Here is a 16,097-nt window from a genome sequence, read left to right on the forward strand (position 1 = left end):
GGGGCGCTGATCGGCCATACTGGAATCCATGACAAGGCTGAACGTGGGCGACATTCTCGAAGGACGCTACCGCATCGATCAGCCGATCGCTCGCGGCGGCATGTCCACTGTGTATCGCTGTGTCGACATGCGCTTGGGCCGCGCAGTGGCCGCCAAGGTCATGGATGAGCGCTATCACGATGACCCTGTCTTCGTCACCCGCTTCGAGCGCGAGGCCCGCGCCATGGCACAGCTAAGCCACCCCAACCTCGTCGCCGTGCATGATTTCTCCGCGGATGGGTTGCCCATCTATCTCATCATGGAGCTCATCACCGGCGGCACCTTGCGCGAGCTCCTTGCTGAACGCGGCCCCATGCCGCCGCATGCCGCAGCCGGCGTCATGCACTCCGTGCTGGCCGGGCTCACCGAGGTCCACCCCGGCCTCGTGCACCGCGATATCAAGCCAGACAACGTTCTCATCACGGACAATCACCGCGTTAAGGTCGGCGATTTCGGCTTGGTGCGCTCCGCCAAGGCGGAGCACGATAGCTCGGGTCAAATCGTCGGCACCGTCAGCTACCTCTCCCCCGAGCAGGTTACGGGTGCAGATATCACCCCGGCTTCCGATGTCTATTCGGCCGGAATTGTCCTGTTTGAGCTCCTTACCGGCACGGTCCCCTTCCACGGCGAGACCCCACTGGCCCACGCCACAGCGCGCGTGCACGCGGATGTGGTGGCGCCGTCCTCACGCATCGAGGGGGTGCCTATGCTTTTCGATGCCCTCGTGGCCACCGCCACCGCGCGCCAGCCGGCCGAGAGGTTTGCGGATGCCGGCGAATTCCTCGATGCGCTGGATGATGTATCCCGTGAACTGCAGCTCCCGCAATTCACCGTCCCCGTCCCGCGGAACTCGGCAGCTGCACGAACAGCCGCTGTGCCCACGGATTTTTCGGGGGCAGGCAATACCCGGGTCTTCGAAGCGACCTCCACGATCCCGGCGCCTCAACCGCCCACGCGGGAAACCCGAGTAGAGCCTCGAAACGATGCTTTTCTCCCGCCGGCCGCACCGGTAAATCCCCCGGCACCGTCCCCTGCGGTAGCAGAACCTTCTGCGCCGCTTCCCCCGGCCGGTGCCGAGGAGGAGCCAGAAGAGCGCCCTTTGAGCAACCGCAGCGCCATCGCGCTTATAGGTTTCCTCATCCTCGTCGGGCTTGCCACCTTGGCCGTCGCCGTGGCGGCCTGGTGGTTTGGCTCCGGAGAATACGGCACGTGGCCAATTCTCTGGAGGCCATATTAGCCTGCGCAACTTCTAGTTGCGCAGCATCTCGGCGATAAGGAAGGACAGCTCCAGCGATTGCTGCGTGTTCAGGCGCGGATCCACGGCGGACTCGTAGCGGCCCGGCAGATCCACGTCCGTGATGTCCTCAGCGCCGCCGAGGCACTCGGTGACGTCCTCGCCGGTGAACTCTAGGTGGACACCACCCGGGTGGGTACCCAGTTCACGGTGCACCTCGAAGAAGCCCTGGACCTCGTCGACGATCTTGTCGAAGTGGCGGGTCTTGTAGCCGTTCGATGCCGTGAAGGTATTCCCGTGCATCGGATCGGACTGCCACACAACCTTGTGGCCGGAGTCCTCCACGGCCTTGATGATCGGTGGCAGGACGGAGCGCACCTTATCGTGGCCCATGCGGGCGATCATGGTGAGGCGGCCAGGCTCACGGTTCGGGTCCAGACGCTCTGCGTACTGCACAGCCTGCTCCGGGGTAACTCCTGGGCCAAGCTTGATGCCTACCGGGTTGCCGATGATGGAGGCGAAAGCGACGTGGAAATCGTCGAGGCCGCGGGTGCGCTCGCCGATCCACAGCTGGTGAGCGGACAGGTCGTAGAGCTTGGTCTCGCCGTTAGTGTCCAAGCCCAAGCGCAGCATGGAACGCTCATAGTCACGCAGCAGGGCTTCATGGGAGCAGTAGATCTGTGCCGAACGCAGGGTCTCGTCTGAGACTCCGCAGGCGTTCATGAAGGCCAGGCCGTTCTCAATTTCATTCGCCAGGGCCTGGTAGCGAGCGCCTGCCGGAGAGTTGGCCACAAACTCGCGATTCCACTCGTGGAGTCGGTAAAGGTCAGCGGTACCGGATTGGGTCAGTGCGCGGACCAGGTTCATGGCCGCCGAGGAGTTCGCGTAGGCACGGATCATGCGGGCAGGATCGTGGCGACGGGATTCCTCGTTGGCTTCTACGCCGTTGACGATGTCACCGCGGTAGTTGTACAGACCATTAGAGTCCAGATCAGAGGAGCGCGGCTTGGCATACTGGCCGGCGATGCGGCCGAGCTTAACCACCGGGGTGGACGCGCCATACGTCAAAACTACGGCCATCTGAAGCAGCGTCTTGATGTTGCCGCGGATGTGCGGCTCCGTATTGGACTCGAAGGTTTCCGCGCAGTCGCCTCCCTGGAGGAGGAAGGCGTTGCCCAAGGCGACGTCGGCAAGCTTGCGCTTGAGGTCCTCAATCTCTGGAGCCACAACGATAGGTGGGACGGATTCCAGGATCTTGCGCACGTTATCGGCTTGCAGCTGATCCCAGCTGGGTTGCTGCTTTGCCTCGCGGGCAATCGCATCTTGAAACTTCTCGTTGATCCCCTCCGGCAGCGGTGGCAAATCAGGGAGCACTTCTTTGGGAATATCTACTGTCCAACTCACACCCAGTATTTAACCATCTTGGGTCTATCGCGCGTTAGTTAATGGCATTTCGGCCACGGTATTAATTCACGCTTTATTAACGCGGTTGCCCCTAGTCAACGGCAAGTGCTGTTCACAAACCCGAAATTTGGCCAGATTATGGCGGGCGTCGACCAACGCGTCATGGTTGCCGTTCGGGACTGGAGGCAGCTTGGGGCGACCGGCGAATTCCCAATACTGCTTAAGCTCCCGGGTATAGCGCGGCAGGCCCTTGGGCAGACTCGCCATATCGCCCCAGAGTTGCGCAACAACCACGTGGTCATAGGCGCCCACCCAGGCCCACAACTCGATGGGAGTGGAGTGCCGGCCGAGGAATTTCAGGAGATCTTCGCGGATGGTTTCGCGCGGTTTCCAGACCGGATCTGCTGGACTCGGCAGCTTATCCAAAACATTCTCACGCACCCATGCGTTTGCCTTGGCCGGATCGAAGTCTGTGGATACCGCGTAGTATTCGCTACCGTCTTCCCCGACAATTCCGATGGAGACCAATTCAATGGTCGATCCGTCCTCGATAAATTCGGTGTCGTAGAAGTAGCGCACGCCCCGTATCCTAGTCTCCCGCCCACATAGGCCTGCCCACTGGGGGTCTATACTCAACTGCGTGAAGAAAGCTCTCTCCTCCCCTCTCCTCCCCTTGTTCATAGCAGGACTGGCCTCCCTAGCGTGGATTATCCAGCTTCCGGCATTATTCGGCAACGGCAGCATTGCGCCTTATTACCACATTGACCTCGATGTCTATCGCGAGGGAGGACGCGCGCTTCTACGCGGAGAAAATCTTTACGCACAGAGCTATGTGCTCGACAACGGTTTTTCGCTGCCTTTTACCTACCCGCCTTTTGCTGCGGCGCTTTTCGCCATGGTGTCATGGCTCCCGTTGTGGCCATTGTCCATTCTTCTCACCGCAGCATCGCTCGGGGCGCTGTGGGTTTGCCTATATGCCGTGATTTCTCGGAGCTATGCTACTGAGCGACCTGGTTGGTGGTCCTCGTGGGCATTGTGTGCCTGCATGCTGATGGAACCGGTTACTGAGACGCTCAGCTTCGGCCAAGTGAACCTTCTGTTGACCGCGGCGGTCGTTGTAGATTGCTTACTGCTGAGCCCACGAAGCTCGTGGCGTGGTGTGCTTACGGGCATTGCAATAGCCATCAAGCTCACCCCAGCGGTCTTCCTCGCCGTGTTTTTCGTTCGCCGCGACTGGCGCGCTCTTGCCACGGCGTTGGTCTCCTTTGTCGCATGTGGTGTAGTGGGGCACCTCGCCTCCCCGGCGAGCTCAGCGGTGTATTGGACCGATACCCTCCGTGATTCCTCGCGCATCGGTGGGCTGGCCTACTCCGGCAACCAATCACTCCGCGGCCTGCTAAGCCGCATTGTCCCCGAGCAAGCATCAGCTCTTTGGATTCTCGGATGCATCGCCATCGTCGCGCTTCTGTGGTGGCTCATGGAACATACATCATCGCAGGTCGAGCTCGTGCTGCTCGCTTCCTCGGCGGCGCTGCTGTGCTCCCCGGTCTCGTGGTCTCACCATTTCACGTGGCTCTGCTTGGCAGCGGTATATCTGACCGCCCGCCGACACTGGTTCCTAGCTGCCCTCACATGGCTGACGTTGCTGGCCCGCGGCCACTGGCTCGTCCCGCACAATGAGCAGCTGGAGCTGGCATGGTCGTGGTGGCAGCAAATTCCGGGCAACGACTATTTCTTGCTCGTCGTGTTTCTTGTCGCGGTGAGCTGCTGGCTCAGGCTTGAGCCTACAGACGACGGTTCCGTTTTTCGCCGACCCGCACCGATCGGCGGCGGTTTAAGCGTCCAGCCCACGACGGGCACCTTGCCCAAAGCCCAAAGTGCTAGCGACGCGACAGCGCAATAAAGAACGCACATGCTCAGCCAGAACCACGTGTTTTCCAGCGGCCACTGGCCCGCCAGGCTAACCTCCCGAGGATGGAGCGCCATGGGGTAGCCATAAAGAATGGTGAGGCCGATGGGATGCCCTAGATAGATAGGCAGCGTGTGGGCACCGATGAAACGCAGACCGGTGGACAGGGCCGGAATATAGGACACCACCACCGCCACCGCGATTCCCACGGGGACCTCGAAGAACTGCTCTACCATGCGAACGAGGATGTGAACGTCATCCCGCACCAGCGCCTCCGTACCAGGCAACAACCACGTGACGTCAACTTCCCCGGCGTAGCTATCCCACGTGCGGCGAGTAAAAAAGCCGATGGCGTAGGCCACTGTCATCCCGGAATACGCCCAAAAACTGCGGTGATCCCATATGCCCTTAAACGGTGCCTCGATGGCTGCAGCGAAGGCGGAAATGGCATCACGGAAATAGGCGGCGCCGACAAAGACCGGGAGAAACATGATGGCCTTCGCAATCGAGGTGTATTGCGCCTGCCAAGCGGTGAACAGAATCGGGCTAAAGCTCAGCGCCATCGCTGCCCACCCGGGGAGCTTGCGTACGCACCACAAGAAGATGTTGAACAAAATCAGCGAATGCAAAAACCATGCCATGGAATGGCCCACGAGCAGGCTGGCTGTCATTTGGCCAACATCGAAGATGGGATCTCCAAAGACCCAGTGGTACTCCACGCGTTTGGTTTGTTGCTCAACGAGCATCCAGACCACATAGGGAACGAGGAAGTACCACAGGCGGCGTGTGAAAAGCTCCGCGAAGCTAAAGCGAAAAACCTTCTGGGCAAAAAAGCCGCTCACCAAGAAGAACAGAGGTAAGCGAAGCGGATCCAGCCAGACGTTAAAGGCCGCCAGCCACGTCTCCCCTGATTCAGGAACGGTGAGCGTGATGTGCAGAAGCACGACGCCCAGGATGGAGATGCCTTTCGCTACATCGGGCCACGCCAGGCGTTTGGTTAGAGAAGAAGACACTGACTACCGTGCCTCCGAACCGGGCTCGGCCCCTTCCGGGTAGCCGTGTCCAGCTTGCAGGGAGGCCTTCACATCGGAGGCGTACACGTCGACATAGGGTTTACCCGCCAACTCAGCCAGCTGCTTCATCACGTAGTCCGTGAAGGCGCGCGCAGTAGCGTGGTCCTGCGGATCAAGGTTGCGCTCGGCAGCCCACGCCTGGGGGTCGATGGGCTCACCCACGCGCATGCCGACGCGAACCGGGCGCGGGATCCATGAACCGATCGGGTTTGCCTTCCGAGTATTAATCATGGCAATGGGAATTACCTGCTCACCAGTGGTCAACGCGATGCGCGCCATGCCAGTGCGCCCCTTGTAAATGCGTCCATCGGGCGAACGAGTTCCCTCCGGGTAGATTCCAAAGAGATCCCCACGGCCGATAATGCGTTGCGCACTCGCTAGCATGGCGTCGCTCGCGTCTTTGTTGACGCGGTCAATCGGTACCTGCCCCACGGAGCTAAAGAACCACTTTTGCAGGCCGCCAACGAAACCGGGGGTGGTGAAATACTCGCTCTTAGCCAGAAAAGTAATCTGCCGCGGGCACAACAGAGGGAAGTAGAAAGAATCCATGACGGCTTGGTGAGAGGATGCCAAAATAGCCGAACCGGATTCCGGGATGCGATCCATTCCTTCGGACCATGGGCGGTTCCACACTCGAAGGGCCGGGCCAAAAAAGATGTGCTTAAAGGCCCAGTACCACTTGTTTCGCATCGCTTATAGTCCTATCTGTTTATGCCGAACAGGCCGCGCTGTCCGGTGAAAGAAAAATGTGCGGTGTTAACCTCGGTGCTCCTGGCGGGCGAGATCAGCGACACCAATCATACCCGCCGCGGAACCCAGTTTCGCGGTTGCGACTCGGGCCAGAGGCCTGTGACCGGCCCCGACAATCTGGCTAGCCATGGCTTCCCGTGCCCGATCTAGGTACAGATCCGCGTCCTTGGATACCCCACCGCCGATGACGATCAGCTCGGGGTCAAGGACATCCGCCACCATGGATAGTCCCTGCCCCAACCACTGTCCGAAGTTATCCATGACAGCCAGACCTAGCGGATCTCCCCGGCGAGCGGCCGCGGTGATCTCCTCGCCGGAGGGATTCTCCGGGAGGGTGGTTTCAAAGTCACCGCGCAGATCCGCGCAGGTGTCCGGCAGAGCGGTTCCGGACGCGTAGCGTTCGAGGCAGCCGCGCTTTCCGCACGAACATTGGCGTCCGCCCGGTGAAACAACGAGGTGCCCAAACTCAGGGGCAGTGCCGAAAGCACCGCGGTAAATCGTGCCGTCATTAAATAGCGTGGCTCCAATGCCGGTACCGACAGCGAAGAAAACCCACTCCTTCGCCCCGCGCCCTGCGCCAAAGCGCCACTCCCCCCACGCGGCCGAGTTGGCGTCGTGCTCAAGCCGGACAGGAACGTCCAAGCGCTTGCTCAAGATTTCACGCACTGGGGCGTCCCGCCACGGCAAATGCGGAGCAAAACGCACAATTTCGCATTCGGGATCCAAGAACCCTGCGAGGGCAAGCCCAACGGCATCAATGTCATGAGAAGCTGCGAGGCTGTCGACGCAACGCACGATGTCATCTTCGAGCTCTCGCGCTTCCATGGCCGTCGGCACGCTCATCGAATCCACAATCTCTCCGGCGGGATCAATCACCGCGGCGCGCAGGTTTGTTCCACCAATATCGAACCCGATGGTGAGGCCACTGCGGCCGTCTTCAGCGGAGGGAGTGTGTTCAAGCATGACTAGTAGGATATACCCCGGATTGCCCTCGATCACATTCAAGAATCTCGCGCAATCGTGCGCCCATGATTTCCCACGTCCAGCGCTCCTCCACGTGGCGGCGCCCGGCTGCCCCCATACGGTGGGCCCGGGGGGCATCGCCAAGCAGCGTGCACAGCGCCTCCTCGAGCTCCGGTACCGAAGACCCGCGCACAACGAGCCCTGTTTCCGGAGTCACCGTTTCCGGTGCTCCGCCGGAATCTCCAGCAACCACTGGCAGCCCCGCCGCCTGCGCCTCGAGGTAAACAATGCCGAGTCCCTCGACGTCGAGTCCGCCCCCCCGAGTGCGCGCAGGCATGGCGAATACATCGGCCGCATGGAGGGCCAAACGCAATTCCGCCGTATCCCGCGCCTCCTGAATCACGGCGTCTGGGTAGTACAGATGCGCAAGTTCACGCAAGGTCGGCTCGTAGCGGCCGCGTCCGATAATGAGTAATTGCGCATCCGGGATCCGCACACGCACCGCTGGCATAGCGCGCAAGAGCTGATCTTGCCCTTTACGCGGAACCAGACGGGAGATGCAGACAATTACTGGGCCGGAACCCAACCCGAAATGCGCACGGGCCGCCTGCTTCTCTGCTGCGGTAGCTGGCGTGAAATCCTCCAGGTTGACCGCCGAGGGCAAATGAACCCACCGCGCACCCGAGCCGAACGCGGGCTCCAACCTGTTGCGCGTGTAGTCCGAGATATACGTGAGGACATCCGAAGACTTGCCGATCCTGCGCAAAGCTTGCCGTGCCCCAGGAAGCATGGACCACCCCACCTCATGCCCGTGCGTTGTGGCTACGATGCGGCGCGCTCCCGCAGCACGCGCTGCCGGCGCCATGAGCGCGAGTGGGGCCGCGGCACCAAACCACACGGTCTCGATATCGTGTTCTCGGATGAGGCGCTGCATCTGGCGGGCCGTGGCAGGCGTCGGCAGCATGATGGAGCGCGGCCAGCGGACCACGGTATAGGGCAGCGTCGAGTCATACTCCGCAGCAACGTCCCCGTCTTGGGTAGAGGCAAAGACGACGACGTCCTGCGGGTTGAGAGTCGCCAGAAAGTCCCGGAGATAAGACTGAATCCCGCCGATGGTGGGCGGGAAGTCATTGGTGACGAGGAGTGTGCGCGCCATGTCCTAATAGCGTACGGCACCTTCCACCGGCATGGAATTCAGCGGCACCACGGCCACGGGGACGCCATAGGTGGAGGCATGAACAATCTGGCCGTCACCGATATACATTCCCACGTGGGTAACGCCGGGGTAATAGCCCACAATATCGCCCGGCTGGAGTTGGTCCAGCGGTACCGGCGTACCACCGGCGAGCTGCGCCTGCGAGGTGCGCGGAATGCTCTTGCCCATCTGTTGATAGCTCCACACCATCAAGCCAGAACAGTCAAAAACATCAGGACCTGTTGCGCCCCAGCCATACGGGGCACCAATACGGCTGAGAGCGGCTTCCACAGCGGCAGACCCGGAGCCATCGGCCAGCGCAGCCAAGTCAAGGTCGGAGGATCCACCGAAGCGCTGGACCCATGCCTCACGCGCTTCTGGGCTTAAGCCATCAACGGTGGCCTCAAGTGCCTTCTGTTGTTCTTCCAGCTCGGCCTTTTCTTTCAGCACCGAGTCACGCTTTACCTGCAGCTCGTCACGCTTATGGCGTGCCTCCTCGGCGGCATCAACTGCCTCTTGATGCGCGTCATCGGCCGCTGCGGAAGCCGCGACCATTGCGCCTTCCTCACGCTTCGCGGCCTTGGATAGGGCACCTAGATAGCCCATCCGTTCTACCGCACTGGCCACGTCATTTGCATTGAGGGCGGCGGAGACCGACGTTGCAGCGGCATTCCTACGGTAGCGCTTATGCGCTAGAGCATCGATGCGTTCCTGTTGTTCGGCCACGGCAGCTGAGGCGTCTTCGGAAGTACGCTGTGCCTCCTCGGCCTTTAATTCCAGCTCGCCGATCTCTTTCTCCGACTCAGCGAGCTCATCCTCGAGTCCCTTGACTTCCTCACCCTTGGCAGACACGCGCTGGGCAACGTCCGCCATGCGCTCAATGAGGCCGGGCAGGTCTTCAGGATCCTCCGCTTGCGGAGCGCCTTCCTGCTGCTGCTCCGGAGAAACCTCCTGGGACACAGCCGACGGTGAAAGGACGGCAACTGGAACCGTGCTCAAGGCAAGTGCAGCGACCGCACACGCAAGGCCACGACGCGACATGGATACCCCCGAAACTTAGAGAAGGTTAATAGATAACTGAATTATACCCTCAGTCGAGCAAAAACATAACGGCTACAAGAATAGCCGAACCCCTTCCCCACCCTCACTATCAACATGGCAAGAGCGGCGGAAGGGGTTAGGACGATTACCGAGTGCGCTTAGAAGCGAACTGCGGAGTGAATCGGCATGTAGTTCAGGGAACGCTCACCCACCGGGGTACCGGAGTTCAGAGCGTCAATGATGGTGCCATGGCCGGTGTAGATGCCAACGTGAGATGCACCGGAGTAGTACACGATGATGTCACCCGGCTGCAGCGCATCGAGGGACACCGGGGTGCCGGCAGATGCCTGCGCCTGGGACGTACGCGGGATGGACACGCCAGCCTGCTGGTAAGCCCAGGAGGTCAGGCCAGAGCAATCGAAGGCGCTCGGGCCGTTAGCGCCGTAGACATACGGGGAACCGATGGCGGAACGAGCGGCTTCAAGAACCTTCTCGCCCACGGACTGGGTCGGCGCCGGGGCCGGTGCCGCCGGGGACTCAACAGCAGCGGCGTAGCCGCCACCCTGGTTTGCCTTGAAGGCAGGGATGTAGCGATCAACGTTGGGCAGCTGCTGAATGTTAGGAACATTCTCCAGGCCGGCAACCTCAAAGCGGATGTCGGTGTCCGGAACAACGACCTCGGCTGCGTTGGCGGCAGCCGGTACGGTAACAGCTGCGGTTGCTGCGATAGCAGCGGTAGATGCGATGCGACGGGTGTTCACATTGCCCTGACGACGGTGCTTAGCCACGAATTTAAACTCCAAATCTTCCTATGCGCCTACTTCGCCCGCCAAGACGGCGAATCATTCATTCACCTTCTTGATGACGCGGGCAAAAGCTCTGACCCAAGGTGCGGGCCTAGCGTTCGACGATGACCCATTCCTGTAGAGCCATCTCCGCTCGGCCCCCGGTTTTAGGAGGGGCCAGACGCGGCGCGTAAATCTTCAGTTCGTATTGAGCACCGGTGATGTGTACACCGTGTCGGTAACTCAATGTCTCGAATAGGTTACGAAATCATCACAAGCAATGTCGAGTCGGAAACGCAAAACCGGCTTCGTTACCGTCCTGTTATCAAACGGAAACCTAAAAGACATCCCCCGCGCAGCCTCGACTCCAATACACACTACCCACCAGAAGATACGGGCAACAACCTGCCACAACAGGGTCGCCAGCCAACGCGAGACCGCTAGACCATTAGCGCATGACCGGAATCAGAATTCGCCATAAAAATAATAATGTAACCTTCGTCACGCACCGGTAATGCCGGGCATCAAATGCCCCAACCTACCCACAGTGCACTCCTAAAACACCACCAAAGAATCAAGAAATGCTATGGACTTTTAGCAGATTCCTCCACCGACCCCCAGTACTATTCCTCACCCCACCAGAGATCAGCCACCTTGCGTGACATTAGGGGGCAAAGTTGATTCACAGTTAACGGAGAGTCAACCGCAGCCGCTCTACCCAACTCTGGCAAGGCTTTAGGCCGCTTTGCCGGTACAGGACCCACCGCTGCGTCCTACCCGCCCGTCACAGCGCTACAAAGCGGAGACAGAAACGCTGAGAGCCCGTGTTCCTTTCCTCGTATTGGAAAGGAGCACGGGCTCTTGTGAGCGTGTTTCAGCGAGTGAAGGCGCTAGATGCGGCCGTTCTCCTCGTCTTCGCGGCGATTAGCCTCGTTGAGCTGACGGAACATCTCCGCTTCCTCAGCGTGGTTCTCGTGGCGAATCTCATTGACGCGGGAGACGATAGACGGGTCATCGGAAGAGAAGATGCCCTGCGTCTCGGAGTCAGCCAGACCAAGCTGGTTGAGCTGCTTCGGAACCGCGGCACCGGAGTACTCGAGCGGAATCGGGTGGCCATGGTCATCCACCGGGCCAAGCGGCTGGTGGACCTCAATGAAGGCACCATTCGGCAGCTGCTTGATAACGCCAGTCTCAATACCGTGCTCCAGGACCTCACGGTCGGAGCGCTGCAGACCAACGCATATGCGGTAGGTCATGAAGTAAGCGATCGGCGGCAGGACGATGAGGCCGATACGGCCAACCCAGGTCATCGCGTTCAGGGAGATCTGGAAGAAGTGAGCCACGTGGTCGTTACCACCGGACAGCGTCACCAGAAGGAAGAACGTGATGGCAGCCGCGCCGATAGCGGAGCGAACCGGGACATCGCGCGGGCGCTGCAAGAGATTGTGGTGGGCGTCGTCACCAGTCAGCTTCTTTTCGATGAACGGGTAAGCAAACAGCAACACAACCATCAAGCCACAGAGCAGTGCAACCCAGAAGGCGGACGGAATCGTGTAGTTGCCGATGTAAAGCTCCCATGCCGGCATGACACGAGCAACACCGTCAGTCCACAGCATGTAAATATCCGGCTGGGAACCAGCGGAAACCTGAGACGGGTTGTACGGGCCAAGGTTCCAGATGGAGTTAATCGTCATCAGACCGGAGATGAGTGCCAGCACGCCGGCAACCATCATGCCCATGCCAATGGCCTTGGTGGCGAAGACCGGCATAATGCGGACGCCAACAACATTGTTCTCAGCGCGGCCCGGTCCAGGGAACTGGGTGTGCTTCTGGAACCAGACCATGATGAGGTGAGCTGCAATCAGGCCCAGAATGATGCCCGGGATAACCAGCACGTGCAGGATGTAGAAACGATCCAGCATCAGGTCGGACGGGAAGTCGCCACCGAAGATGGCCCAGTGCAGCCAGGTGCCGATGATCGGCAGGCCCAGGATAATGGCGGACATGATTCGCAGACCGACACCGGAGAGGAGGTCGTCCGGAAGGGAGTAACCGAGGAAGCCCTCGATCATGCCCAAGAGAATCAAGGCGCAACCGATAATCCAGTTAGCCTCACGCGGGCGACGGAACGCACCGGTGAAGAAGATGCGAAGCATGTGGGCAATCATGGACATCATGAACATGAGTGCTGCCCAGTGGTGCATCTGGCGCACGAACAGACCACCGCGAACCTCGAAGGAGAGGTCAAGCGCAGTTGCATAGGCGCGCGACATCTCCACACCGTTGAGCGGGGTGTAAGCGCCGTCGTAAATGACCTTCGTGATGGAAGGGTCGAAGAACAGCGCCAAGTAGATGCCGGTCAGCACCAAGATGATGAAGCTGTACAGTGCCATCTCACCGAGCATGAAGGACCAGTGAGTGGGAAAGACTTTGTTGAGCTGGGTACGCAGGACGCCGGCAGCGGAGTACCGCTCATCCATGTTGTTACCCATCTGTGCAAGTTTGTTACTCATTATGACTTACGCTCCCAGAATGCAGGTCCGACGGGCTCGATGAAGTTGCCCTTAGCAACGAGGTAGCCCTCTTCGTCCACGTCAATCGGCAGCTGCGGCAGTGCACGGGCGGCCGGACCGAAGACCGGCTTGCCGTAGTGCAGAGCGTCGAACTGCGACTGGTGGCACGGGCAGAGAATGCGGTTGGTCTGAGCCTCGTACAACGAGGTCGGGCAACCAATGTGGGTACAAATCTTGGAGTAGGCGTAGTAATCGCCGTAGTGGAAGTCCTCCTGGCCCTTGCGCTCGATGGCCTTCTTGGCGTCGTCGTTGCGCAGGCGGATGAGCATCACGGCGTTACGGTTGCCATGGATGGAGTGCATGTGGTTCTCGTAGACGTCCTTGTCCTCGGAGTACTCAGCACCATCGTTGACATCCTCAGCAGCCAGCGGGAAGACAGTCTCCATTCCGCCGGCGGCAAGGTCCTCCGGACGTACACGAACCAGGCGGGTAACACCGCGGGTGGTGTAGTGAGTGCCGGATTCGCCTTCATGCTTCTCGGCAATAGTACCGGTGTCGCGAGCAAGGTAGAGCTTGACGCCCTTTTCATGCATGGTCCAACCGGAGGTCCACAACGTGCCGTCGCCGGCATAGTTCAGATCGTGGCGCTTCTTCCACGGGTTATTGATGGCGCCACCCAGCGGCGCAATAACCGTCAGGCCGAACAGAACGCCGGCGCCGCCGAGCAGACCCTTGATGGTGGAACGGCGACCCAGCGTCGACGTGTTCCAAGAATCATTAAGCAGCGCGGTCAGCGTGCGGCGGTCAACCTCTTCGGAAGGACCGTCGTGGCGACGCTGGACTGAGATCTCCTCCGGGAGAATCTTCTTGACGTACTGAACAATGGCGAAGCCCAGGCCCAGAATGCACAGGCCGGAAGTCAGGCCCAGCAGCGGGGTGTAGAGCGTGTGCCACCACAGGCCGTCCTCCCCCAGCATCTTGTACTGCCACGGCCAGAAAAGGTAAACGCCAAGGAAGGCGATGCCCATCAGTACAGAAACGATGAGCCAGAAGGTGACATTGCCGGCGGCGCGCTTCTCAGCGGGGTCGCCCTCGACCGGGAAGCGTTCCTTGCGGAATGCGACGGTGACGTCGTCAAGCTCGGTGCCGAGCGCTGCGAGCTCGTCGTTGCTCATAGCATCGAGCTCTTTGCGAGAGTAATTCTTCTTTACGTTGCTCATGAGCGAGATCCAATCCACATAGCGGCAACGCACAGAAGGCTGATGCCGATGATCCACATTGCCAGGCCCTCAGCCACTGGGCCGAGACCGCCGAGCGACCAGCCGGCCGGGGACGGGGTTTCCTTTGCAGACTTGAGGTAGGCGATGATGTCCTTCTTCTCGTCTGCGGTCAGCTGACGGTCAGAGAACTTCGGCATGTTCTGCGGACCGGTCAGCATTGCCTGGTAGATCTCCTGCTCGTTGGCCGGAGCCAGCGGCGGGGCAAACTTACCGGAGGACAGCGCGCCGCCCTTGCCGGTGAAGTTGTGGCAGGACGCGCAGTTCATGCGGAAGAGCTCGGAACCCTTAGCTACGTCCTCTGCCTGAATCTGCCCGTTGTAGTTAGCGCCGCGCAGGGATTCCTGCGCAACGGAGCCGTCCTCGTTGTAGACGATATCGGCACCGCCACCGTTGGCAGCAACATAAGCGGCAAGCGCCAGGGTTTGCTGCTCGGTGTAGCGCGGAGTCTTGCGCTCAGCCTGAGCGTCGTTAGACATCATCGGCATGCGGCCGGAGTGAACCTGGAAGTACACGGAGCCGGCACCAATGCCAACGAGGGACGGGCCGCGGTCCTGGATGCCCTGCAGGTTAGCGCCGTGGCAGGTAATACAAGCGACTTCGTAGATGTCCTTGCCCTCTTGAACGAGTGCCTGGTCATCCTTTGCGGCTGTAGCCACCTGCGCGTCAGGGGTCAAGGCAGAAGCCAAGACGCCAGCGCCGGTAAGGCCGATGCTCAGCGCAAAGACGCCAGCCAGCGTGCGCTTCGCCTTGCGGCGACGGCGGGTCTTCTTAGCCGCGGCAGTGGTGTCTTCCACTGCGGCGGGCTGCTGGATGTTATCCATCATTTTCCTTTAGATAACTCGTACATGGAAATGAATGGCTGTAGGCCGGTTGCTCCCCGGCGACTACGGCCTACTGAACTAGGTAGATGACTACGAACACGCCGATCCACACAACGTCAACGAAGTGCCAGTAGTAGGACACTGCCATTGCCGCGGTGGCCTGTGCAGGCGTGAACTTGGAGCGGGCGATGCGCGCCAAGATGATTCCGAAGGAAATCAGACCCGCAGTCACGTGAGCCGCGTGGAAGCCGGTCAGAATGTAGAAGACCGAACCGAACACGCTGGACTGAACAGTGACACCAGCCATGATCAACTCTGTCCACTCGAACGCCATGATGCCTAGGAAGACAACACCCAACGCGATGGTCACCGAGTACCAGAGTCGGAGCTTGTATACGTCACCCCTTTCTGCTGCAAACACGCCGAACTGAGAGGTCACGGAGGAAAGAACCAGGACTGTCGTAATGATGAAGCCCATCGGCACGTTGATGTGCGCGGTGTGCTCAGCCCAGTCACCCTCCTGGCCGTTCGCACGCGAGGTGAACCACATCGCGAACAGTCCAGCAAAGAACATCAATTCCTGAGACAGGAACACGATGGTGCCAACGCTGACCATGTTGGGTCGGTTCAGCGCGGCAACACGTGGTGCTGCCATACCTTGGTTAGAAACTACGCTCGTCACGCATAACAGTATGGCTGGTCTAGCCGCATAAGTCATCTCATTTCCCCCCGATGTTTTTGAGGCCAGAGCATAGACCTTCACTATCTTCAGCTCGTCCGGAGCCCTCAAATCATTCAGGAAATAGTTGGGAACTTTTCACCGCGCTTTACGACGCCCCATCCCTGCAGGTAGTGCAACGTACTAACGAAGACGGCAAGCATTCAAAGCACGTCAACTACCCGGAGCCCGTCCGCCAGAGCTACTTCCCCATGACGTGCCCTAATGAGATAAATCACACCCCCGCTCGGACGCGTAAGTGCAGGACTGCAACTTTCGGATGACCCCCGTAAAAACGCACGTTAACGTGCTGGAATTCCTACGACCGACCTGCTCCCAGCCATCCTGGTACCCCAAGCCCTTCCCCAGTCT

Annotated in this window: 13 protein-coding genes and 1 pseudogene; 2 read left to right on the forward strand and 12 right to left on the reverse strand. The window is 59.9% G+C overall.

Features of this window, described 5'->3' with window-relative positions:
- The first annotated feature begins 28 nt into the window (after positions 1 to 28).
- On the forward strand, positions 29 to 1,276 hold the full coding sequence (locus tag R3O64_RS08740; protein WP_339016704.1) for a protein kinase domain-containing protein: 1,248 nt from the start codon (positions 29 to 31) through the stop codon (positions 1,274 to 1,276).
- A 12-nt stretch (positions 1,277 to 1,288) separates the two neighbouring features.
- Here R3O64_RS08740 and R3O64_RS08745 read toward each other — a convergent pair whose 3' ends face one another.
- Together R3O64_RS08745 and R3O64_RS08750 are read right to left on the reverse strand one after the other, a co-directional pair.
- Entirely contained in the window at positions 1,289 to 2,677 is a 1,389-nt protein-coding gene (locus R3O64_RS08745; protein ID WP_143335742.1) for a class II 3-deoxy-7-phosphoheptulonate synthase, read from the reverse strand.
- Positions 2,678 to 2,743: 66 nt separating this feature from the next.
- Positions 2,744 to 3,256: a polyadenylate-specific 3'-exoribonuclease AS gene (locus tag R3O64_RS08750; RefSeq protein WP_143334897.1), complete on the reverse strand. Its 513-nt coding sequence runs from the start codon at positions 3,254 to 3,256 to the stop codon at positions 2,744 to 2,746.
- A gap of 61 nt (positions 3,257 to 3,317) precedes the next feature.
- Here R3O64_RS08750 and R3O64_RS12880 point away from each other — a divergent pair, with 61 nt between their 5' ends.
- The gene (locus R3O64_RS12880) at positions 3,318 to 4,580 is read left to right on the forward strand and encodes a glycosyltransferase 87 family protein (protein WP_425248905.1); all 1,263 of its coding nucleotides are present in this window, start codon (positions 3,318 to 3,320) and stop codon (positions 4,578 to 4,580) included.
- A 35-nt stretch (positions 4,581 to 4,615) separates the two neighbouring features.
- Here the strand turns inward: R3O64_RS12880 and R3O64_RS08760 are convergent.
- From R3O64_RS08760 to R3O64_RS08805, 10 genes and pseudogenes are all read right to left on the reverse strand, one after another.
- Positions 4,616 to 5,599: pseudogene (locus R3O64_RS08760) on the reverse strand (acyltransferase family protein); the annotation flags it as partial.
- 3 nt (positions 5,600 to 5,602) lie between these two features.
- Entirely contained in the window at positions 5,603 to 6,349 is a 747-nt protein-coding gene (locus tag R3O64_RS08765) for a lysophospholipid acyltransferase family protein (RefSeq protein WP_070561939.1), read from the reverse strand.
- Positions 6,350 to 6,415: 66 nt separating this feature from the next.
- Complete coding sequence (locus R3O64_RS08770) at positions 6,416 to 7,372, reverse strand: ROK family protein (RefSeq protein ID WP_143334895.1); 957 nt, start codon at positions 7,370 to 7,372, stop codon at positions 6,416 to 6,418.
- Positions 7,365 to 8,528, reverse strand: coding sequence for a glycosyltransferase family 4 protein (locus tag R3O64_RS08775; RefSeq protein WP_339016705.1), 1,164 nt, complete (start codon positions 8,526 to 8,528; stop codon positions 7,365 to 7,367). Before R3O64_RS08775 ends, R3O64_RS08770 begins: the two co-directional genes overlap by 8 nt.
- Positions 8,529 to 8,531: 3 nt before the next feature.
- Positions 8,532 to 9,608, reverse strand: a complete 1,077-nt coding sequence (locus tag R3O64_RS08780; protein ID WP_339016706.1) for a C40 family peptidase — start codon at positions 9,606 to 9,608, stop codon at positions 8,532 to 8,534.
- A 158-nt stretch (positions 9,609 to 9,766) separates the two neighbouring features.
- Complete coding sequence (locus R3O64_RS08785) at positions 9,767 to 10,396, reverse strand: C40 family peptidase (RefSeq protein WP_070533388.1); 630 nt, start codon at positions 10,394 to 10,396, stop codon at positions 9,767 to 9,769.
- An 887-nt stretch (positions 10,397 to 11,283) separates the two neighbouring features.
- Positions 11,284 to 12,906 carry a cytochrome b gene (locus R3O64_RS08790; RefSeq protein WP_070561948.1) on the reverse strand — a complete coding sequence of 541 codons (1,623 nt, stop codon included), beginning with the start codon at positions 12,904 to 12,906 and terminating at the stop codon, positions 11,284 to 11,286.
- A complete protein-coding gene (locus tag R3O64_RS08795; RefSeq protein WP_070623272.1) occupies positions 12,906 to 14,126 on the reverse strand; it encodes a ubiquinol-cytochrome c reductase iron-sulfur subunit in 1,221 nt (406 codons plus the stop codon). The genes R3O64_RS08790 and R3O64_RS08795 overlap by 1 nt, the downstream gene beginning before the upstream one ends.
- On the reverse strand, positions 14,123 to 15,010 hold the full coding sequence (locus tag R3O64_RS08800) for a c-type cytochrome (RefSeq protein ID WP_070519807.1): 888 nt from the start codon (positions 15,008 to 15,010) through the stop codon (positions 14,123 to 14,125). The genes R3O64_RS08795 and R3O64_RS08800 overlap by 4 nt, the downstream gene beginning before the upstream one ends.
- A 67-nt stretch (positions 15,011 to 15,077) precedes the next feature.
- On the reverse strand, positions 15,078 to 15,689 hold the full coding sequence (locus R3O64_RS08805; RefSeq protein WP_369815732.1) for a cytochrome c oxidase subunit 3: 612 nt from the start codon (positions 15,687 to 15,689) through the stop codon (positions 15,078 to 15,080).
- Between the last annotated feature and the right edge of the window lie 408 nt (positions 15,690 to 16,097).

The sequence above is a fragment of the Corynebacterium hesseae genome (assembly GCF_037850265.1).
In the GTDB taxonomy this organism is placed as follows: Bacteria; Actinomycetota; Actinomycetes; order Mycobacteriales; family Mycobacteriaceae; genus Corynebacterium; species Corynebacterium hesseae.